We start from the raw sequence: 21836 nt of genomic DNA on the forward strand, positions 1-21836 counted from the left end.
TTCATTCTCCGCCTAATGGCTAAATTCTTGATTCTGACTGCCCAAAGCAGGGCAGTCAGCGCATTCATAATTAAGCGATCTTAGTGATCTTAACCGGACACTTTTTGAAGTCTGTCTGTTTAGACAGAGGATCAGTCGCGTCGAGAATCAACTTGTTAATTAAAATACGTGCGTCAAAGAATGGTACAAATACCAAGCCTTCAGGTGGACGGTTACGCCCGCGAGTTTCTACGCGGACACGAACCTCACCGCGTTTATTCTCAATAAGAACTTCTTCACCACGACGAACACCGCGAGCTTTAGCATCGGCAGGGTGCATATAAACAACTGCATCAGGTACCGCTTTGTATAGTTCTGGAACACGACGAGTCATTGTACCTGTGTGCCAGTGCTCAAGAACACGGCCTGTACATAGCCACATATCATATTCAGAATCTGGAACCTCAGGTGGCGCTTCGTATGGTGCTGAAATGATCCACGCTTTACCATCTGGCTTACCGTAGAAGTCCCAACCAGAACCCGCTTTCGCATACGGATCTGAGCCTTCTTTGTAGCGCCAAAGCGTCTCTTTACCGTCAACAACAGGCCAACGTAGACCGCGTACTTGGTGGTAGACATCATATGGTGCCAAGTCGTGCGCTTTGCCACGACCGAAAGTAGCATATTCTTCAAATAGACCTTTCTGGACGTAGTAACCGAAGTGGTGAGCATCGTCGTTGAGCTCGCGAGCCTCTTCTACTGGGTACTTATTGATAACGCCGTTTGCGAACAGCATGTCATACATTGTTTTTCCGCGGTACTGAGGCGCGTTTGCAAGCTGCTCTTCAGTCCAAACTTCTTCCATCTTGAAGCGTTTAGAGAACTCCATTACCTGCCATAAGTCAGATTTCGCCTCTCCTACCGTACCAACTTGTTGGTACCAAGCTTGTGTACGACGTTCAGCGTTACCGTAAGCACCTTCTTTCTCAATCCACATTGCTGTCGGAAGGACTAAGTCGGCAGCTTGCGCTGTCGCTGTTGGGTATGGGTCAGAGCAAACGATAAAGTTTTCTGGATTACGGTAACCCGGCAAACGTTCACCATTGATGTTTGGACCCGCTTGCATGTTGTTGTTACACATTACCCAGTAAGCGTTAAGCTTGCCGTCTTTTAACATACGGTCTTGCAGAACTGCGTGGTAGCCAGGTTTAGGTGGAATAACACCATCAGGGATGTTCCAAATCTTCTCTGCTACTTTACGGTGTTTAGGGTTAGCCACCACCATGTCAGCAGGAAGGCGGTGTGCAAACGTACCTACTTCACGAGCAGTACCACAAGCCGAAGGCTGACCAGTTAACGAGAATGGGCTGTTACCTGGAGTTGAAATCTTACCTGTTAGTAGGTGCAGGTTGTAGATTAAGCTGTTAACCCAAACCCCGCGGGTGTGTTGGTTAGTACCCATAGTCCAAAGAGACATTACTTTGGTATCTGGATCAGCGTATTGCTTCGCAAGACTTAGTAGCTTTTCTTGAGAAACACCAGACATCTCTGCAGACTTCTCTAGTGTGTAAGGAGCAACTGATTTCTTGTACTCATCAAACGAGATCGAAGACATCTTACCTGAGTTCGGGTTCGCCGCTGCTTTTTGTAGTGGGTCATCGTCACGCAGGCCATAACCGATGTCGGTTGCTGTTTGTTTGAAGTTGGTGTGTTTGTTAACGAAGTCCCAGTTAACCGCATCATTTTCAATAATGTAATTTGCGATATAGTTAGCAATGACAAGGTCAGTTTGTGGTTCAAAGATGTAGCCTTCGTCTGCCAATTCAAAAGAGCGGTGGTAGTACGTAGAAAGTACGTTTACCTTAACGTGAGGGTGGCTTAAACGGCGGTCGGTAATACGAGTCCAAAGTACAGGGTGCATTTCTGCCATGTTAGAACCCCAAAGTACGAATGAATCCGCATTTTCGAAGTCATCATAACAACCCATTGGCTCATCGATACCAAACGTACGCATGAAAGCACCTACCGCAGATGCCATACAGTGACGTGCGTTAGGGTCGATGTTGTTTGAACGGAAACCTGCTTTCATCATTTTAGCAGCAGCATAGCCTTCCATTACGGTCCATTGGCCTGAACCAAACATACCAACACCAGAAGGACCTTGCTTCTTAAGTGCTTCTTTCCACTTGTCTGCCATAGTGTCAAAAGCAACATCCCAAGAAACTGGAGTGAAGTCACCATCTTTATCGTACTTACCATCTTTCATGCGAAGAAGTGGCTGGGTCAAACGATCTTGACCGTACATGATTTTAGACAGGAAGTAGCCCTTGATACAGTTTAGTCCTTTGTTGACAGGTGCTTCAGGGTCACCTTGTGTCGCAACGACTTTGCCGTTTTGCGTACCTACAAGAACTGAACAGCCAGTACCACAGAAACGACAAGGTGCTTTGTCCCATGTGATTTTAGTTTGGTCTGAGCTAGCGATCAGATTCGTTGCAGACGCAGGCAAGGTGATGCCCGCAACTGCTGCCGCTGATGCTGCTGCGTTTGCCTTAACAAACGCTCGTCTTGTCATCTTCATACTTCACCCTCGGTTTGGGAATATTGAGTTCCAGTGTTGTTATTTTGTGATTCGTCGTCGAGATCGGTTTCGATTTGGTGATAAACCAAAGCCGTACTCAACACATTTGGGAGGTTATTAATGGTTTCGATCGTGTCGGTGATAAAGCCTTGATTCTCAGTTTCCAATACCACTACGATTTTGCCCTCAGGGCTGTCTCCGTAGATCTCAGCATTGTCATACTGCTCAATTTGAGATTTCACTTCACCGAGATGTTCTGGCGAACAATGCACGACTAAGCTCGAAATATGCACTTCGTTCAGTGACATAAACTTCTTCCGTATTAAACTAAATTGCTCACATTGATGGATGAAGTAGGGCAAACTGCTACGCAAGCGCCGCATCCTGTACATTCATCAAGCTCTAAATTGGGTTGTGCGACTTTGCCTATTTCTAGTTTGAACTTAATTGCCATGGTGTCACACATATCGCCACAGCTTCGGCATTCGACATTTTGCTTCGCTAAACATGCCTCATTGATCGAAGCTTTAGCATTCCAAGGTAAAGATTGTTTATCGGCAAATAATGGTTCTGGGCATACATCAGCGCACTGATAACAAAATGTGCACTCGCCGCGAGAAAAATCGATTTGAGGAAAACCACCGTCACCTTTAATAATTATGTTCGTTTCACAGACTTCACTGCACTTACCACAACGTGTGCACAAGTCAGTAAATTCGGCACTGTTCACAAGCCAAGGTAGACGAATAGTGTTATCGTCAACGAGACGTTTAGAAAATAGCCGTCTTTTAGTAAGGTCTACCACTCTCTTACCCAAGTTTGTTAGATGTTGTTTTTATGGCTAAATAACTGTTCATAAGTTGTAATTTATCCTTACATGAATTGTAGGTTTTGACATATTTGTATAAATACCCCCTTGGGGGTAATGCCGACTAAAATTGTTTTAGATCAACAAACTTACGCGTAAGTGATCACATATTGTCGCGACAATTACTAATAAGCTTAGTATTTAATCGCAGGTTTTCTATTTAAGGTTGTATTGTTCGAGTGTTAAAAAATGTGAAAAGCTCTGTGACCACAACGGTTGCAAAAGCCATGGTGCTAATTTTGCTCTTATCGGTAACTACGACCGGGTTCGCAATTTTTACTCTAGCTTCAAGTTTGAACGATGCGGAAGCAGTGAATGTTGCAGGTTCTATGCGGATGCAGAGTTATCGACTTGCTCATGATATACAGTCTGAATCGGTCGACTATTCGACGCATATTGTTCAGTTTGAACGATCGATTTACTCAGATTCGATGAAAGCGCTACAGAATTGGGCTGTGCCTGAAGATATTACACATGATTACTATCGGTTAATTGTACGTTGGCACGAGCTAAAGCATGTACTAAAAGGCAATGAGAGAGACCGATATTTGGTCTTGGTTGCTGGCTTTGTTAATCAGATCGATTCGTTTGTTTTTAAGCTTCAAGATTATTCAGAAAAGAAACTCATTTCCTTAGCTTGGGTCGGCGGTTTAGGGCTAGGAGGTGTCTTACTGATCAGTATTTTTATCGTCCATTACACCCGTAAGCACATCGTTAAGCCGTTAAACTCTCTGGTTATCGCGAGCGAGCAAATTCAATCTCGATCTTTCAATATCGAGTTGAATATAGACAGTGAAAATGAAATGGGTATCTTGTCCAAAGCGTTCAATAAGATGGCAAGAGATCTTGGAAGCCTCTATCGAGGGCTAGAGCAGGCCGTCAATGAGAAAACCCAAAAGCTCCAACACGCTAATGATTCGTTGCGTGTTCTCTATCAATCTTCTCAAGAACTGACGGTTTCGCGAATCACTCAAGATAACTTCTCAGCAATTTTGAAGCATATTGTTAGTCTTGAAGGGATCACGTCAGTACGCTTAGAAATCAATGAGCCCGGAGAAAGGCCGATCTTATTGACTGAAGGTAATGGATGTAAGAAATGCGCCAAGCAGTGCCAAAGTCAAACTCTGTCATTAGACGGGATTGAACTTGGAACCTTGTATTGGAAGGTATCATTACCGTGCCCAGATCAAGCATTGATTGACAACTTTGTACAGATATTATCCCGTGCGGTATATTACAATCAGGCTCAAAGGCAAGCTGAGCAATTATTGGTGATGGAAGAGCGTGCAACGATTGCTCGAGAACTTCATGACTCGCTGGCTCAGGCGCTCTCTTATTTGAAGATACAAGTCTCAATCTTGAAGCGCGGTATGAAGAAACTGCCCGAAACCCCAGCACTTGCTAAGACGACGCCTGTTCTTGCAGAGCTCGATACTGGACTGTCGGCTGCATACACCCAGCTTAGAGAGCTGCTGACAACATTTAGACTGTCTATAAAAGAAGGCAGTTTTGGCTCGGCGCTACATACAATGACAGAACAGCTATCTGATCAAACAGACGCTGAAATTAAATTAACAAATGAGCTTTCTTCAATCGAGCTCGATACGAATCAGCAAGTACATTTGCTGCAATTGATCCGTGAGGCAACAACCAATGCGATCAAGCATGCAGATGCCAAGACAATAACAATAGAGTGCAACGAAAGTGATACCCATATCAAAGTCGCGGTTCGTGATGACGGCGTTGGCTTTGACTCAACCACAGAAAAAGCCAATCATTACGGTTTAAGCATCATGCAAGAGCGCGCCTCTCGGCTGAATGGTGAGTTGAGTATCTCCACTAATCCTGATCAAGGCTGTGAAGTATATTTAGAGTATCCAAAATTAAAGGATTCAAACATTGACAGAGTATAGAGTTTTATTGGTCGACGACCATCCATTGATGCGCCGCGGTATCAACCAATTACTGAGTTTTGAAGATGAATTTAACGTAGTCGCTGAAGCCAGTAATGGTGCAGAGGCCGTGGCTCAAAATCATGAACACAAGCCAGACTTGATCTTACTCGATTTAAACATGAAAGGGATGTCAGGTTTAGACACTTTAAACGCGCTGCGTGCTGATGACTGTGATGCGACTATTGTCATTTTGACAGTCTCAGACAGCCCTGCAGATATCGAAGCGATTGTGCAGGCTGGTGCTGATGGTTACCTGTTGAAAGATACAGAACCTGATGAGCTTATAGAGTTATTAAAATCTTCGTTACAAGGTAACAAGTCTTACAGCAAAGAAGTCGCTAAATACTTAGCGGAGCGCGAAAACAGCACGACGGTTTTTGATGAGCTAACTGACCGCGAAATGCAGATACTCAAAGAAGTCGCGAAAGGGCTTAGAAACAAGCAAATTGCCGACACACTGTTTATCTCTGAATCTACCGTTAAAGTTCATATGAAGAGCTTGCTCAAAAAGCTGCAAGTTCCTTCGCGTACAGCGGCAACTGTGCTCTATCTTGAGCGATACGGTGAAATTAAATAGCTTTATGCTAAATACAAAAAAGGGCGCTCAACTGAGCGCCCTTGTCTTATAAAGATTTCGTAAATTATGCTGACATTGGTACAAGAACTAGGGTACCAACAATAACCGTTGCTAAACCGCAAAGTACAGGTACTGACGTACGTTTTACGACTTCAAATGGGCTGATTTTCGCCATTCCAGACGTCGCAACAATCACGCCTGATACTGGTGAAATTGTACGGCCCAAGTTAGAAGCTTGTAGCATTGGGATAATCAGGAAGGCTGGGTTAAGTCCCATTTTAGCAGCCAGTGAAGGCGCTAGTTCAACGAATGCATAGAAAGGTGCATTACCTGAACCTGTCGCGATAGCTGCCGCAACAGTCAATCCCGTTAGGATAAGCATGAGTGCTATACCACCTGCGCCAGCTGTCTCAGCAAGGTGAAGTAAGTTATCGATAGCACCAATAGACATCAAGCCTTGCGCAAATACGCCTGCCGCAACCAATAGCATTACAACGCCTTTGAAAGCATCCGCCATTCCTTGGTAGCAGGATTCGAGATCCTCGAGTGTTTTTTGTCCATCGAAACGCTTAACAACAAAGTTAACCAAGGCACCAATAAAGATTGAAAGAACAACGATCGTGTAAATGTCTAAAGATAGACCAGGGATAGTGCGACCGTTAAATAAGAAAACACCGATGATTGGTAGAAACGGTAGGACCGCATAAAACGCTGGTGCATTCACTTCAATCTCTGAAACGTCTACGCGTTCCATCGGAGAGTTATCTTTCTTATCTAGATATTTATTCCAGAAGAAAGCCGCGGCCGACATAACGATGATTGCGCAGATAGAGACTGGAAGCACGGTTTGGACAGCAAATACATCTAGTGCAAGGCCTGATTTTTCAGCGGCAATAACCACATCACCAGAAGTTGGTGAAAGGATGATTGCAGCTGGTGAAGCACAGACTGCGACGGCAGCTGGGCGTGAGATGCCCATTGCTGTCATCATAGGGAACAACGTTGCCATCAAGAGAACGCCGAGGCCTGTTGCTGAACTTACGGCAAGAGACATCAAACAGGCTACGATGTAAGCAGCAACGAGTAATACATATGGAGACTTGATGAAGGATAGCGGCTTAGAAAACTGTTTTACCACAACATTGTTAGCGCCAATATGCGTCATGTAAGAAGCAAAGCCACAAAGTAGCATGATTTGCATACCAAGACCGCCACCGCGGTACTGAAGCATGTATTTCACGTACTCTAGTGCATCGGTAAACATGTTTCCGGTTGATGCGACTTTAGCGGGGAGAACTGTGTGTCCGATTAAGCCAGTAAGGATGAGTAGCAACACACCTGCCGTCAAAAGTACTCCAGCGGGTTTGTAACCTTTAACAATGAAGTAGCCGACTGCAACAGTGACGACTAAGCCAATTAAGAGTTCCAGCATAGAAATCTCCTCAAGATATTAAAAATATAAAGAAACTGTTTCAAACTATGAAAAGGAATGTACAGAATTCTATGCTGTGGCACGAGTGATAGTTAAGCTTCTGATGATCTAGAACAAAAAATCTATAAATGTATTAATACTCGTATAAGATCGTGTAGTTAAATCGTTTTTAAGATGTAAATGTTCGTGATAATTCGAGCTGTAGAACTATTAACTAGATCAATTATTGTTTCGGTGAATGATTTTTGGCGTGCTTTATCGATACGACTGACGATAGACGATGCTTGGGTCGCCAAGTGAACTAAAATTGTTCGTTTCATCATCATAAATGGCAGGTAATGGCTCTGGAAGCGCTAGAAAATAACCTTGAAAAAAATCTATGTCTAAGCTTCGCATAGCATCAAGGTGTTGTTGAGTTTCGATACCTTCGACGACAACTTTCGCACTAAGATTCTTGGCAAGTTTAACAGCAGACAATAACGGAAATTGATCGCCTGTCATGTAAGAAATGAGTAATGAACGATCTAGCTTTACAATATCTGGCTTTAACCGTTCAACACGCTGGCGATTTGAGGCATTAACTCCAAAGTCATCAACAGCGATATTAAAATCACACTCAGACAGCTTTTTCATCGCTAGTTTTAGGTGATCTTCATTAGACGCATCAAGCTCAACGACTTCCATTACTAGCTGGGAGTTTTCAATATTAAGGGCTTTTAAGCGTTGAGAAAGTAAGCTTGAATCGATGTTTTCTAAAGCGAAATATTCACCTGCTGAAGGTAAGACATTAAGAAATAAGTTAAGGTGGCGGTACTGTGAGCGTGCAAAATTACGGATGTGTATAACTCTGCTTAGGCGCTCAACATTGATCTTGTCATCAAAATCGATTTGGTGGCTTTGAAAAAACTGATCGGGTCTAATCGTCCCTTTGACAGAGTCTTCAATGCGAACAAGGGCTTCAACTCCGATAATGTTATCGTCGGTATCGAAAATAGGCTGGTATACACTGTAGAGCGTTAGGCTCTTATAGGTACCAATATATTGAGAATCCTCATTCATTGAAAGGCAATCCACAAACTGTTGCTTAGTGGAAAGAATCATACGTACTACCGACCTCTATCGTGTAAACAAATTATTCCGCATGGGATAGTGCAAACATTTGACATAATATTGACATCGACACAATGCTGTCAATGGTTCTTTACTTCTAGGCGTCTAAAGTTTTGAACTGAGCTCGAATTCGAGTAATACATTGCCATTTATCAATAAGTTTTAATGGCTGTAATATCAATAACGTCAAAGGTTACTTTTCAAGTTATATTATTTTGAAAAGTAACAAAACATAACTCTCATTGAATCACTAGATTTTTGGGCGAAGCTCTCATCAACGTTCATCAAAGAAATCTTTATTGCGAATATATTTAGACATTAAGTGGTAAGAAAAGGGACGCATCACCCAAGACACGATTGATAACGATAGCCTTCGCCATGTCGGTGTATTCTCGTGTATTTTTCCGTTATACAGCCACAGCATCTTACCAACGTGGGAATAGATATAAGGTATAGGGGGAAGAAAAGTGACGATGTCTAAATCACAGCATATACGATATGTTTTATGAGAAAGAAGATAGTGATTGCCAAACTGATATCCCCCAATCGCGGGCTGGCCAAAGGTAACAACACGTTTGATGCTTTTGGGGCTTTGTCTCTCTAGCTTATCGGCGAGTACGCAGCCTAAAGCTCCACCTGATGAATGGCCGGTAAATGTAATACGTTTCCCACCTGCAACCAGTTTTTCAAGAGTAGTGAACAGGCTGTCGATGACACTGGTGCCTGTTAGTTGTTCATTTCGTTTAGGCTGACTTTCTTGGCGAAGTAAAAAGTGATATCCAGCATGTATAGAATAAGGGAGTTCGAATTCCTGACAACAACGTTGCCATAGTGCGAGATTTAGCAGCCAGTCATAAGGATTATGTGACCCTTTAATAACAACAATCGCCTCTTCTTTGTCATCATGCCAGAGCACGCGAATCATTGGCTGTCCAAAACGATTACAGATAACTTTTTGTCCCTTGGGTGAAAAACCATATTGGGTTTGACGAAGGAAGGGGTGATAGGCAAGGTTACACAGCACTGCGTACCTTTCATACTGATAGCGCTTTAACGTCTTCACTCGATACTCTTAGGCAGACACAATCCCCTTATTAGTATGATAGAAAACAGTGAATGTGTTGTGACAAAGCGTTTAATTAACTTAGTTGGATAACCGAGTAGAGTTGGATGTATTTTCTAACAAGCTGCTTATCTGTCGCTCTCTTTAGTGGATGAGTAAATTTTACAAAGTATGGGCTGATGCTGAAATGTTGCTCTAGAGACTGTGCGAGTAGCGACTCGCTCTCATAAAGTGTTATTCCTTGAATACGATATTCGTCAATCTCATCGGGTAGCTGCCCAGTCCACCAATGAAGTAACTCACGGCTTTGCTTATTACGAGTAATCCAGTGGTCGGTCAGCAGAAGCAAAAGATCGTTGGGCTGAACAGCATATCCATATTCTTCCTGCCACTGAGCAATCGTTCTGAACAGTTTTTTACGACATGATGGTCCGGCACTGACTAAGTGAGAGGTGAGTACCCATACGGTTCCGATCTCAGAGCTAACTCGATAGTGGTGTGGGAAATCAGCACTTGGATTGCTGTCGAGAGGTTTGTATTCATAATCGTGCCCAAACTCTGTGAGCGTGCGCGACAATCGTCGAGCAAATGCGAGACCCAAGTGATGCTCACTCATCCCTTTGTTGTGAATGGTCGGATAGTGTTTTTCACACAACGCCATACAATCGGCCTGAAATTCATTAACACTTTGAACCAGCACATCCAATAACAAGATCCATCTCTCCATAATGAGCAATATGCGATACTAGCCTAACACGCGCTAGTTAACTTTCGTTACACTTAATCGGCAAAATAATAAGGGACTTGAAGGGTTTATGTCTAAGATTGAATTTACATCACAACAAAAGCAGGCGATGTCGAGAGAACTTCAAAGCTATATAGAAGAAGAGCTTGATATTGAAATTGGGCAGTTCGATGCAGACTTTCTTTTTGACTTCATTGTTAGCAAATTTGGCGCTGCGTTTTACAACAAAGGACTGTCAGACGCGCAATCGATAATCGAAAGGAAAATTATTGATATCGCAGATGAAATCTACGAAATAGAACAAGAAAGTGAGTTTTAAAAGTTCCTTCAAAAATTTCGAACGACTTAATCAAGCTAAAGACATTTCGCTTATGTAAAGAATGGTAAATAATCTGTTGCAAGAAAGATGAGATATGTACTCTGAATTAAAACAAGAGTCATTAACTTTTAGGACTGTCAGATGAAATCGGAAGTAAAAAACTACAACTTGGTCGCGAGAGGGGTTCATTGGATCTCTGCATTAGTGATTATAGGTTTGTTTGCTGTAGGTCTATGGATGGTTGATTTGTCTTACTACAGTGAGTGGTACCGCACAGCACCTCATTGGCATAAATCCATTGGTTTGTTATTGGCGGGATTAACCCTATTTAGACTCTTTTGGAAAATAGTGACGGTGTCACCTAAAGTTGAAGGAGCCGCCTATGAGATCATTGGTGCCAAGCTGGCTCACTTAGGAATGTACGCGATACTTTTGGCACTCTTTGCCTCAGGGTATTTAATCTCTACTGAAGATGGACGAGGCATCGATGTATTCACTTGGTTTACAGTACCAGGTTTAGGTGCCTTGTTTGAAAACCAAGCTGACATCGCAGGTCAAGTTCACTTTTACGCTGCTTGGTCACTGATTATTATTGCTGCAGTGCATGCTATTGCGGCTTTGAAACACCACTTTATTAATAAAGACAACACGCTACGCAAAATGATAGGAGCTTCAAAATGAAAAAAACGTTATTTGCTACCGGATTAGCAATGGTAATGGCATTACCATTTGGTGCAAGCGCGGCGGATTACATGATCGATACAAAAGGTGCTCACGCTTCGGTTAACTTCAAAGTTAGTCACCTAGGCTACAGCTTTATTCAAGGTCGTTTTAACACATTTGATGGCGAATTTTCTTACGACCCAGCCAACGTTGCTGCATCAAAAGTGACAGTGAATGTAGATACGACAAGTCTAGATTCAAACCATGCAGAGCGTGATAAGCACATTCGTAGCTCGGATTTTATTGATGCGTCGAAGTACTCTACTGCGACATTCACTAGTACAAGTGTTGTCGACAAAGGCAATGGTAAGCTTGAAGTTAATGGTGACCTAAACCTACACGGTGTAACTAAACCAATTACTATTGATGCGACCTTCATCGGTGCAGGTCAAGACCCTTGGGGTGGTGAACGTGCTGGTTTCTTAGGCTCAACTCGCCTAGAGCTTGCAGACTTCAATATTCCAGTGATGGGTGCATCAAGCTACGTTGATATGGAACTACACGTAGAAGGTATCAAGAAGTAATCCATTTACTGCTTAACGACAAAATAGCCCCCAACTTACGTTGGGGGCTTTTTTGGTCAAGCGACTTATTTCCTAACCAAAAATCTAGCCATATCGTTGTTAGGTCTTACCTTTATGCTGATTCAAGTTCGCGCTGTTCTACGACATTTACGCGCTCACCATAGATAGGGCGAAGAGCACCTAATACATGTTCACGTGAAATCACACCAACTAATGCGCCGTTATCCAACACTGGCAGCACATGCGGTTTACTTACTTTCATTGCTTTAGCACGCTCTTCTAAAGAAAGTGTCGTGAACTGAGTGGCAATCCCCATGCTAGTCGTTGGGTAAAGCTGTTCTTTATCAATGCACAAGAACTCAGCAATATCGACCAACTTGTCATTAGCATCGATGGCAACAACGTCTCGTGACATAATGTCGACGACTTTCTGGTCTTGAGCTGGAATGTAATCTTGGCACCAAAGATCAACCATGACGTCATGAGCTGAGAAGAACCCGACTAACCGACCTTCAACGTCACAAACCGGGGCACTGACTTGATGGTTGTCTAGCAGAGTATCGATCGCCACTGACGTTGGCATTTCTGCACGTAGTACTAGAGGTTGCTGGTTCATGATTGCTGATGCAGTAATGTTGCTGTTCATAGTGATTTCCTTAGCCGAATTAATCTGAGTTGTTGTAGTGATTGCGTGTACATTTGCCGCTTTCAACTGTGGGCGACGATAGATTCCCCAGTTAGCCAATCCGACGAGTACAGAGCCGCCGACGATGTTTCCTAACGTGACAGGAATAAGGTTGGCGAAGACAAATTGTTGAATGTTGAGGTCAGCATATTGAGTGGACGCGACTCCGATTTGCTGCCAGAAACTTTCTGGTGCGAAGTTGTGAATAACGATACCCAACGGCACCATAAACATGTTTGCGACGCAGTGTTCAAAGCCACTTGAAACAAACATCGCAACTGGCATGATGGTCATTGCTGCTTTTGTCATCGCATTGGCACTGCTGAAAGTGAGCCATATAGCCAAACAAACCAGTAAGTTACACAGAACGCCCAGAGCAAAAGCTTGAACAGGAGTATGGTGCAATTTATGTTGCGCGATGTTTAGAGCATTGAGACCCCACTGGCCGTGATCCATTTGATACAGACCAGCTGCAGAAACGATAACGAGTAGCAGCATGGCTCCAATAAAGTTACCAAGGTAAACTTTGCCCCAAATAGAAAGCATCTTGCTAAAGCTAATTTGTTTGTTCGCCCATGAAATGCTTGATAGGACAGAGCTGGTAAATAACTCTCCACCGCAAATCACAATAAGAATAAGCCCCATGCTAAAAGCAAGGCCGCCAGCTAAACGGCTCAATCCCCATCCAGCTTCGGCACTGCCGGTTGTCACCGTGATGTAGAACAAAAACGCGAGACCAATGAATGCGCCTGCCATAATGGCAAGACTTAACGTCATTCCGCTGCTTTTCTTTGCTTTACTGAGAGCAAATTTTTCAGCTTCAGCCATCATCTCGATGGGCGAAAAGTATTGATTATTCGTTTGTGCTGACGCCATAACCACTCCCAAATGCAAATTTCATAGTAAACCTCCTTACAAATTCAGCGAGGTAATGTTCGCTGCCAAATCAGAATAGGTAACTGACAACTACAGGTAAAATTGATAATTTTTAAAAACCACATCAAAAATATTGATAAGGATAGTTTGATAGGTAAAATGAAACGACTTGCTTATTGGGAGTGCAATAAGCGGGAGATCAGAGTGTTACAGACAACAACTCAATATTGGAAACAAGGATAGGAGCGCTATGCGATATTCATTAAAACAGCTCGCAGTTTTTGATGCTGTTGCTGATACGGGAAGTGTAAGTTTGGCTGCCGATAAGCTTGCGTTAACGCAATCGGCGACCAGTATGTCGCTCGCTCAATTAGAAAAGATGCTCGGCAGACCTTTATTTGAAAGGCAAGGCAAGCAAATGGCGCTTACACACTGGGGAATGTGGTTACGACCAAAAGCAAAACGCTTGTTGCAAGATGCTCAGCAGATCGAAATGGGTTTTTACGAGCAACACTTATTAAGTGGGCATTTAAAGCTAGGCGCAAGCCAAACCCCAGCGGAACACTTAGTGCCAGACCTTATCAGTATTATTGATAATTCATTTCCAGAGATGCGCATTTCACTCAAAGTGAAAAGTACTGACAGCGTTTTACAGGGCGTACTTGACTATAAATATGACATCGGGATTATCGAAGGTCGCTGTGACGACAACCGATTAAACCAAGAGGTGTGGTGTCGAGATCATTTGACGGTAGTTGCCGCAGCCCATCATCCGTTTGCGCGCCACGAAACCGTAAGCCTTGCACAGCTTGAACAAGCCCGTTGGGTGCTGAGAGAGCATGGTAGCGGTACAAGAATGATATTTGATAGTTCTATTCACCATCTTATTGAAGACTTAGATGTCTGGCGTGAATATGAGCATGTTCCTGTTTTGCGCAGTATGGTCGAAAATGGCCAGTATCTTACCTGTTTACCTTATCTAGATGTTGAACGCTCAATTGAAAGCGGACAGCTAGTGGCACTCAATGTTCCTGAGCTTACGATGGAACGAACGCTCTCGTTTGTTTGGCGCGCTGATATGGTCGAAAACCCGCTAGTAGAGTGTATTAAAAGAGAGGGGGCTAGAATGATGAAAGGTAAACCATCGGTTCTTTAGTATTTACTAAAACTGTTGAAATAACGATTGCATCACAATAACAATGATCTATTAATGTTCTGTTGCTTTGATAATGTGATCAATGTATTACTTGGGTGTCGATATTTTACCTATTATGCGCACTTGTACTTTTGATGTGTGAAACCACACACTGAGCGAGGCGTAATGAGCACTCTTGTCGCAATTTCACTTACTACAGGCATTTTATCCGGATTATGGGGATGGGTAGCTATCTCTTTAGGGCTGCTATCTTGGGCAGGTTTCTTAGGCTGTACCAGCTATTTTGCTTCACCAAATGACGGCTTAAAAGGGCTATCAGTAAGTTTGATAACGAATATGAGTGGTGTATTTTGGGCGATGGTGATTATTCATGCTTCGCAATTTGCCTCGCTTGAGATCCTCGGCTATGTCATTACTGCAGTTGTTGCGTTCTTCATGTGCGTGCAAGCTAAACAATCTTGGCTAGGTTACATTCCAGGTACCTTTATAGGTTCTTGTGCAACATTCGCTGCAGATGGTAATTGGAAACTTGTTATACCTTCTTTGATCTTAGGTGGTATCTTCGGCTACTTAATGAAAGCGAGTGGTATGTGGGTTCATCAAAAGTCGACTCAATCTCAGGCTAATGCAGGTCTACAGACGCGCTCTTAGCCTTTGATGCTCATCCTAGCAACATAACCGACGTTGTTTAGGATTACCCCCGATTGATTTGTATCAGCAGCATTTTTGATACGCGGCATCTAATGATTAGATGCCGCTTTTTTATGTATTACCGTTAGCCATTGTGACGACACGTTTTAAGGTCCATCGTAGTAATATAGGAATCCCTTCGATACCTTGGCTCTCACAGTGAGTGACGATTGCTAGAGCGAGATCAGGCTTGGCAAACTTTTTCAGAACTCGAGTCACTACCTTTTTGGCAGGTATCGGGTGGTCTAATGGAATGCGCACCATATTCTTAAAGAAAGGTTCAAACCCATTGTTGTATAAGTAGTGTTCTATGTCTCGGTCAGGCAGTTCGGTAAGCCGGTGTCTTTGTTGATCGTTGTCCAGCTGAGCCTTCACCGCTGCGGCATATTTCTTACCCGCGGCGTCGCCATCCGTTACCACATGCCAATCGATGCCAAATGCTTTTGCTACTTTGATCAGAGACTTTAAACCCGATTGCGCAAATTCAATGATTTGAACCCCTTCAGCAGCGAGGTTATAGCCGCATTGGTTGGCTAATTCGTTGAATAACCAGACTTCTGTTTCCCCCTCAACCAACAGCCAACAACGAGCAAAAAGTGCACCAGAGCGATGGAAGCGGATATGAAAACCGATGCGTCTTAACTCGTCTTTGCCTAACCCTTGGTCGGGAATGTATTTTGTGATCGTTCGGTCAGAAAGTCGAACTAGGCGACGGATACTCGCGAGAGGTACTTGCCCAAGCAGTTCGCCACTATTAGTGGTCAGGATTTTTTGCATTGGCAAAAGCTGCAACAACCCCCATGCTCTAGATAGATGCGTGGGGTGGAGTCGACCTTCTGGGTCCTCGATGATCAAAAGAGGTCGAGCACAACGTCTTAACGTTGTCGGCCCTTTAGCTTGCAAATAAGCATTGAGTAAGCCCATAAACAATAAACGAGTCTGCTTGTCTTTGGTTTCCTCAACAACCTGAGAAATACTTTTCGAGCCTGGAGATGCATTAAAGAAGATCCCGTCACGCTGCTTACGTAAATTTTTACGTGAGTTCGATTTAAACGAGAAATAGTGCTCAACTAACGCATTCATTGAATTAAGACTACTGCGCATCTCGCCTTTGTTCACATGGCCGGGAATCGCCATCAATCGTCGACAGGTATTATCAATACGTTTCTCTACACGCGCATTCACGTCTTTAGCATCGGCGATTGGGCGTTCGAATCGCCTTGAATCGCGTAGTCTGATCACTGGGTGGAGCGTCATTAACTCTTGTGCAAGCTTTTCAGAATGGTGCAGGGGGATTGGATTCCCTTCCAAATCGAGGAATGTGTAGTTGGTTTTGATATCGTATTGGTCTCTAGAGGCGCTAAGACGGTAGATGATTCGGTTTGTCCCTTGCGGATCTTGTACCCATACCGGTTTGATCTTCCTATAACGTCCGGAATTGATCTCATTCTTGTCCGTTGACACTAAGCTTAGAACAATCTGTAGGTGCTGACTCTGTGGGTGGGCAATTGAGTAATCGACATGAAAATCTGTAAGCTCGAAGCTATAGGGGAGGCCTTCAGGCGGTAGCGCGACAGACAGCGCGTCAAGTAACGATGATTTGCCCCAGGTATTCTCACCAATAAGTGTGGTTAATTCATCAAATGCAATAGAAAGACGTTTTATTCCGCGAAAACCAGAAATTTCTATTCGCTCTAGCTTCATAGAGTGGCTCCATTACGCTGTGGTTAATTTAAGCATAATCGAAAACTTGTGTGTCAGCAGGCGTTTAGGTCACAATCCAAAGCATAACTTCGTTTGTGATTAAGTCTTGCTCAATAATGACAAATATCTCAGAAAACTATGTATATGGAACGCCATATTTAAATTAAGTGTGAAATATAATGATTCTGTCATATGGAATACGGTAGGATAATGTGAAAAGAGAGAGAAGATATGACAGATAAAAACAATAAAATAACTAAATTAAGACTAGCTCACATTAACGATACCCATTCCTATTTCGAACCCACTTCATTACAACTTACCATTGATGTTGACGGCAAAGCACTTTCGCCATTTGTCAGCGCTGGTGGTTTTGCCCGTATAAAGACACGTGTCAACCAACTACGAAGTGAAGCGAGTGAAAGTGGTTCAGAGTTTTTATTTTTACACGCCGGTGATTGTTTTCAAGGCACACTCTATTTTTCACTGTTTAAAGGCGAAGCTAACGCCACCATGCTCAATGAGCTACAAATAGATGCTATGGCTCTCGGCAATCATGAGTTAGACATGGGTAACGAACCCGTTGCTCAATTCGCTAAATTAATCAAGTTCCCGTTGCTAGCGGGCAATTGGGATCTGAGCAATGAACTGCTTGAAAAAACGAGTCGACTATCAGATAACCCGACCATCGTAAGCTTCGATGGACAAAACAAATCAGCCAATTGGATAGAGAAGCAAATAGGTGACGACAGCGTTGCTATATTTTCGTTAGCTTTAGATAAGATGGCGGATATCTCAAACCCAGATTGGGACACGCCTTTTATTAATTCGATTGAAACCGCCAAGAACACAGTAGAACAGATCCATAAAGCAGGGATTAACAAAATCATTTTGCTCAGTCATATGGGCTACGAAGCGGACTTGGAACTGCCAAAACACGTTGATGGAATCAGTGTTATTGTCGGTGGGCACAGTCATAGGTTACAGGGTGACTTTAGCGGGCTAGGTCTTGCTAAGGAAGATGAGTACGGAATTAAAGTGAACCAAACTCATGTTGTTCAAGCAGGGTTCCACGCGCTGTCAATTGGCCATTGTGACTTAGAGTTTGATACACAAGGGGCTTTAGTTTCTTTCAAAGGGCAAAATGAGTTATTGCTCGGGCGCAGATTGTTCATCGATGCAAGCATGAACGAAACGCATAACGAAGTGCCTTACCACGCCGCGAGAAGCTTTATTGATAACCACCCAAATGTGGTTGTGTGTAAAAAAGACATTTCTGTTCAAAATATTCTCAACGACAAATACACCACGCAAGTTCGCGAGTTACAGCGCAAGATTATCGCTAGCGCCGATAGAAAACTGCGTCATGTCCGCGTGCCTGATGAACAAGGTGCTAGTGAGCTTGCGCCGCTTGTCGCTGAGTCCTTTACCTACGCGATGAAACAATGCGGGTTTAGCGTTGATTTTGCGATTCATAATGCGGGTGGTGTCCGAAACTCAATTAACCCTGGGGATATCTCAGTGGCTGATGTTGCCGGTAGGCTCCTGCCTTTTGCCGTTCCTATCGGTGTGTACACGATTAAAGGTCAATACTTGCCGCTTATTCTCGAAGGTGCGTTAGATAATGCATTAAATAATGGTATTGAAGGGACAGGAGACGGCTCTTATCCCTATACCCATAATCTGCGCTTTGAGTATCAACCTTCAAAGCAAAAAGGCCAGCGAATAACTCATCTTGAACTGAAAAACGAAAGCGGAGAATGGCAGCAAATAGAGAGCGAACGCCTCTATATAGGAACGTCTTCCGCCTATACCATGAAGGGGAAAGAAGGTTATGAAGCTATCAGCAACATGGAAGATGAAGGCGTAGTCACGACTCATTCTATGGCCGATTGCTTTATCAACCTACTCACAGACAAACCAGAAGTATTAAACCGTGACGTGAGTGACGTGATTATCCAACGATGGCATAAAGGTTGCTAAATACTCCATGGGTTCGTGCTACGAATAAATAGTACTCAAAGGAGGGTATTATGTGGAGTAAAGATTGGATAGATGTTGCCGTCGTCGTTAGCTGGGTTGGCGTTTGGTCTGCACTGGTCTACTTTATTCCTGTCGGTGGAGTATAGGGCCATATAAGCCAATGTTACCGTCACAAATATCACCGCAGGAACGCAGTGGAAAAGGAGCAAATAATTTGCTCCTTTTTGATTTTTAATATGGACTCACGCTCAATTTAGGAATAGTATTCGCCTTGTTTGGGGAGTAGTCGCCTCTGGTTTACTTATCGTCATCTCGTTAGACGCAGTTCTATCCGGTAAGTATAAGTATTGCTGATAATCGCTATCAGGCAGTATTTCGACGAGACCAACGTAATCAAATGCTACACCAGTGTTTAAAAACATTGGGGTAGAGTGTTTGTTTGCGGTAGGGATCGTCACACTTCAATATACATCCGATCCCTCCGCCTCTGGAGGATTTATGACCCCAATTACTTACTTTAGCTTCGGCATACTGACACTAGCCCTTGTTGCGCTTGATATATGGCAAACGCGCGGTGGACAAATCACGATCAAGAAAGCAGCGGTTTGGAGCGTATTTTGGTTCGCTTTAGCGTTTTTGTTTGCAGCTACCATCTACTTATTCTGGGATTTCTATGCACCGGGTAGTGAGTACACAGCTGAGAAAGCGACCGTTTCATTTATCACTGGCTATTTGTTAGAAAAGTCGTTAAGTGTCGATAACCTGTTCGTGTTCGCGATTATTTTCCATCAGTATGCAGTTCCTGAACACCTACGCCCACGCGCTCTACTATGGGGTGTGATAGGTGCGCTGATCTTACGTGCGATAATGATTGCTGTGGGGGCTCAACTGCTTGCTCAGTACCACTGGGTACTATATGTGTTTGCGTTATTCCTCATCTGGACAGGTATCCAGCTTGCGAGAGATAAAGGGGATGAAGAAATCAACCCACTACCTGAGCGAATTATACGCCGATTTATTCCGGTAAGTGAAAGCTATAGAGGCAACGCTCTGACAATCGTAGAGCAGGGTAAGCGTATTGCGACTCCAATGTTCATTGTGATTGCGGTTATTGCGTTTATGGATGTTATGTTTGCGCTTGATTCAATTCCAGCGATATTTGCGGTAACAAGAGAACCGTTCTTAGTGCTAGCAGCTAACGTATTTGCATTACTTGGTTTACGCTCTTTGTACTTCGTTTTACAAGGTATGATGGATAAGTTTATCTATCTTAAACCGGCTCTGTCTTTCATCATGGTTTTCATCGGTATCAAGATGATGCTTGTTGGTTCAGAGTGGGAAATCCCGACGGTCGTCTCTTTATTGGTTCTGCTAACGACGATGACAATTGCCGTTATAGCTTCTGTCATTAAGCAGAGAAATGAGTCAATGAAAACTAATGTAGTTGTTGATAAATAAACTAATAATTTAAAACTGACTAGCCGCCAGTAAAACCAATTATGTTGTAAAATATTTGTGATCTGAGGGCGGCTTTTTTATTGTTCAGAAAATAATAATTCAGATCTTGCGGGTTGTAATGAAATACTATTCACTTAGCTTGCATAATGGGTAAGGCGCGTTGTTAATGGTTTGTTTTATAAGTAAAACTAATCCGAAAATATAAAAATAGTCATTTTTTGAGCAGTAAATTATTGCTTAATATTGCCGCATCAAAACGAATTACACAGTTTATAGAGAGGCAATCATGGCACAAGCAATGCAAATCGGTAACATCGAAGCTCCTATCTCTATGGATAAAAAAACCTACGCGGTTTCTTTCAAAGGATTGATTGCACACCTATTAGATATTCTTTTCACTGACAACAGTGAACCTCGCTCTCACTATGCGAGTGATCTATCGGGTCATATGCAGAAAGATATTGGTCTTTATCGTTAATTTCGATTTCAGATTTCACTAAAACGCTAGCAGAACGCTAGCGTTTTTTTTTGCTTTCAGGAAATTAAATCGAACATCAGGCGGTCAATCTCTTCAGATAAGTAAAAGTATCACAGAAAGGATTTGATGATGACCGCTTTGATCGCTCTCTCCGTTGTATCTACCGTATCCGCGGGCCAAATCTGGGTTAACGAAGGACAGCCAGCTCAGGTAGTAGAACTGTTTACCTCAGAGGGGTGTTCTAGCTGCCCACCAGCAGACAAATACATCTCTAAATTTGAAAATAATAGTGGCTTGTGGGACGAGCTTATCCCTGTAGTTTATCACGTAGATTATTGGGATTATCTCGGATGGAAAGATAAGTTTGCTAAGCCAGAGTTCTCCCAATTACAACGCCTGTATAACGCTTATGATGTAGTGGGAAGTGTTTACACTCCCGGTTTTGTCGTCGACGGTAAAGAGTGGCGAGGCTTTTTCAATTGGGTAAACAGGAAGCTGCCTGAAAACGAGCAAACTGCGGCAAAACGCTTGACCTTAGTAAGAAAGGATAATGCTTTCCAACTGAAATACGATGATGACTCGACATTGGATGCAACGATCATCTTTCTTTCAAACAATCAAACGACGCAGATTCGAGCAGGTGAAAACAGAGGAAGGACTCTAGAGCATGATTTTATCGCAGTAAGCCGATCACAAGCTCGCTCTTCAGAAGGTCATTGGACTTTTACTTATGAAGGGAACTTGAGCGATATAGATGCCGTTGCTGCGTGGATCACTCCAGTTGGAAGTTTCAATCGAATTCAGACAGTTGCTGGCAAGATAGAGTAACTTTCGCTAGAACACGTACTAGATCATAATTCTCATATTTGAGGCACATTGTTGTAATCCTACAGATAATCGGCCATCTACTGCTACAAAGTGCCACTTTCC

At 43.2% G+C, this 21836-nt stretch carries 20 protein-coding genes; 11 read left to right on the forward strand and 9 right to left on the reverse strand.

All coding sequences use genetic code 11. From position 1 onward, the window contains the following. Positions 1-70: 70 nt before the first annotated feature. Genes napA through napF form a run of 3 tightly spaced genes read right to left on the reverse strand, consistent with a single transcriptional unit; the run spans position 71 to position 3365 of the window. Entirely contained in the window at positions 71-2560 is a 2490-nt protein-coding gene (gene napA / locus AC6R16_RS05190; RefSeq protein WP_500673794.1) for a periplasmic nitrate reductase subunit alpha, read from the reverse strand. Beyond that, complete coding sequence (locus AC6R16_RS05195) at positions 2557-2868, reverse strand: chaperone NapD (protein ID WP_239854627.1); 312 nt, start codon at positions 2866-2868, stop codon at positions 2557-2559. The genes napA and AC6R16_RS05195 overlap by 4 nt, the downstream gene beginning before the upstream one ends. Before the next feature lie 14 nt (positions 2869-2882). After that, positions 2883-3365 carry a ferredoxin-type protein NapF gene (gene napF, locus AC6R16_RS05200; RefSeq protein WP_500673795.1) on the reverse strand — a complete coding sequence of 161 codons (483 nt, stop codon included), beginning with the start codon at positions 3363-3365 and terminating at the stop codon, positions 2883-2885. A gap of 242 nt (positions 3366-3607) precedes the next feature. Between napF and narQ the strand changes: the two genes are divergently transcribed. Together narQ and AC6R16_RS05210 are read left to right on the forward strand one after the other, a co-directional pair. Beyond that, positions 3608-5341 (forward strand): nitrate/nitrite two-component system sensor histidine kinase NarQ, encoded by a 1734-nt coding sequence (gene narQ, locus AC6R16_RS05205; RefSeq protein ID WP_500673796.1) that lies wholly within the window; start codon positions 3608-3610, stop codon positions 5339-5341. Continuing rightward, a complete protein-coding gene (locus AC6R16_RS05210; RefSeq protein ID WP_371718847.1) occupies positions 5328-5960 on the forward strand; it encodes a response regulator in 633 nt (210 codons plus the stop codon). Before narQ ends, AC6R16_RS05210 begins: the two co-directional genes overlap by 14 nt. A 64-nt stretch (positions 5961-6024) precedes the next feature. Here the strand turns inward: AC6R16_RS05210 and dcuC are convergent, their stop codons facing one another. From dcuC to AC6R16_RS05230, 4 genes are all read right to left on the reverse strand, one after another. Next, the gene (gene dcuC / locus AC6R16_RS05215; protein ID WP_500673797.1) at positions 6025-7392 is read right to left on the reverse strand and encodes an anaerobic C4-dicarboxylate transporter DcuC; all 1368 of its coding nucleotides are present in this window, start codon (positions 7390-7392) and stop codon (positions 6025-6027) included. 255 nt (positions 7393-7647) lie between these two features. Then, positions 7648-8493, reverse strand: coding sequence for an EAL domain-containing protein (locus AC6R16_RS05220; protein WP_500673798.1), 846 nt, complete (start codon positions 8491-8493; stop codon positions 7648-7650). A gap of 283 nt (positions 8494-8776) precedes the next feature. Continuing rightward, positions 8777-9565, reverse strand: a complete 789-nt coding sequence (locus tag AC6R16_RS05225) for a lipase family protein (protein WP_500673799.1) — start codon at positions 9563-9565, stop codon at positions 8777-8779. 76 nt (positions 9566-9641) lie between these two features. Then, on the reverse strand, positions 9642-10277 hold the full coding sequence (locus AC6R16_RS05230) for a hypothetical protein (protein ID WP_239854648.1): 636 nt from the start codon (positions 10275-10277) through the stop codon (positions 9642-9644). Positions 10278-10380: 103 nt separating this feature from the next. Between AC6R16_RS05230 and AC6R16_RS05235 the strand changes: the two genes are divergently transcribed. From AC6R16_RS05235 to AC6R16_RS05245, 3 genes are all read left to right on the forward strand, one after another. Further along, positions 10381-10629: a DUF2164 domain-containing protein gene (locus tag AC6R16_RS05235; protein WP_038197765.1), complete on the forward strand. Its 249-nt coding sequence runs from the start codon at positions 10381-10383 to the stop codon at positions 10627-10629. 141 nt (positions 10630-10770) lie between these two features. Continuing rightward, the gene (locus tag AC6R16_RS05240) at positions 10771-11310 is read left to right on the forward strand and encodes a cytochrome b (RefSeq protein WP_500673800.1); all 540 of its coding nucleotides are present in this window, start codon (positions 10771-10773) and stop codon (positions 11308-11310) included. Beyond that, positions 11307-11876, forward strand: coding sequence for a YceI family protein (locus AC6R16_RS05245; RefSeq protein WP_004748099.1), 570 nt, complete (start codon positions 11307-11309; stop codon positions 11874-11876). Before AC6R16_RS05240 ends, AC6R16_RS05245 begins: the two co-directional genes overlap by 4 nt. Positions 11877-11988: 112 nt before the next feature. Here AC6R16_RS05245 and focA read toward each other — a convergent pair whose 3' ends face one another. Continuing rightward, positions 11989-13437: a formate transporter FocA gene (gene focA / locus AC6R16_RS05250; protein WP_500673801.1), complete on the reverse strand. Its 1449-nt coding sequence runs from the start codon at positions 13435-13437 to the stop codon at positions 11989-11991. A gap of 250 nt (positions 13438-13687) precedes the next feature. Here focA and AC6R16_RS05255 point away from each other — a divergent pair, with 250 nt between their 5' ends. Both AC6R16_RS05255 and AC6R16_RS05260 read left to right on the forward strand, forming a co-directional pair. Further along, positions 13688-14593: a LysR substrate-binding domain-containing protein gene (locus AC6R16_RS05255; RefSeq protein ID WP_049846217.1), complete on the forward strand. Its 906-nt coding sequence runs from the start codon at positions 13688-13690 to the stop codon at positions 14591-14593. A gap of 165 nt (positions 14594-14758) precedes the next feature. After that, entirely contained in the window at positions 14759-15244 is a 486-nt protein-coding gene (locus AC6R16_RS05260; protein WP_500673802.1) for a DUF1097 domain-containing protein, read from the forward strand. A 111-nt stretch (positions 15245-15355) separates the two neighbouring features. Here AC6R16_RS05260 and AC6R16_RS05265 read toward each other — a convergent pair whose 3' ends face one another. Beyond that, a complete protein-coding gene (locus tag AC6R16_RS05265; protein ID WP_500641008.1) occupies positions 15356-16987 on the reverse strand; it encodes an ATP-dependent endonuclease in 1632 nt (543 codons plus the stop codon). Positions 16988-17218: 231 nt separating this feature from the next. Here AC6R16_RS05265 and AC6R16_RS05270 point away from each other — a divergent pair, with 231 nt between their 5' ends. From AC6R16_RS05270 to AC6R16_RS05285, 4 genes are all read left to right on the forward strand, one after another. Beyond that, a complete protein-coding gene (locus tag AC6R16_RS05270; RefSeq protein ID WP_500673803.1) occupies positions 17219-18970 on the forward strand; it encodes a bifunctional metallophosphatase/5'-nucleotidase in 1752 nt (583 codons plus the stop codon). Positions 18971-19468: 498 nt separating this feature from the next. Next, positions 19469-20428, forward strand: coding sequence for a TerC/Alx family metal homeostasis membrane protein (locus tag AC6R16_RS05275; RefSeq protein ID WP_239856160.1), 960 nt, complete (start codon positions 19469-19471; stop codon positions 20426-20428). Positions 20429-20714: 286 nt separating this feature from the next. After that, a complete protein-coding gene (locus AC6R16_RS05280; protein WP_004742675.1) occupies positions 20715-20906 on the forward strand; it encodes a hypothetical protein in 192 nt (63 codons plus the stop codon). Positions 20907-21035: 129 nt separating this feature from the next. Then, on the forward strand, positions 21036-21734 hold the full coding sequence (locus AC6R16_RS05285) for a DUF1223 domain-containing protein (protein ID WP_500641010.1): 699 nt from the start codon (positions 21036-21038) through the stop codon (positions 21732-21734). Positions 21735-21836: the final 102 nt, after the last annotated feature.

It is taken from the genome of Vibrio sp. R10-SG3-ISO10 (assembly GCF_059834185.1).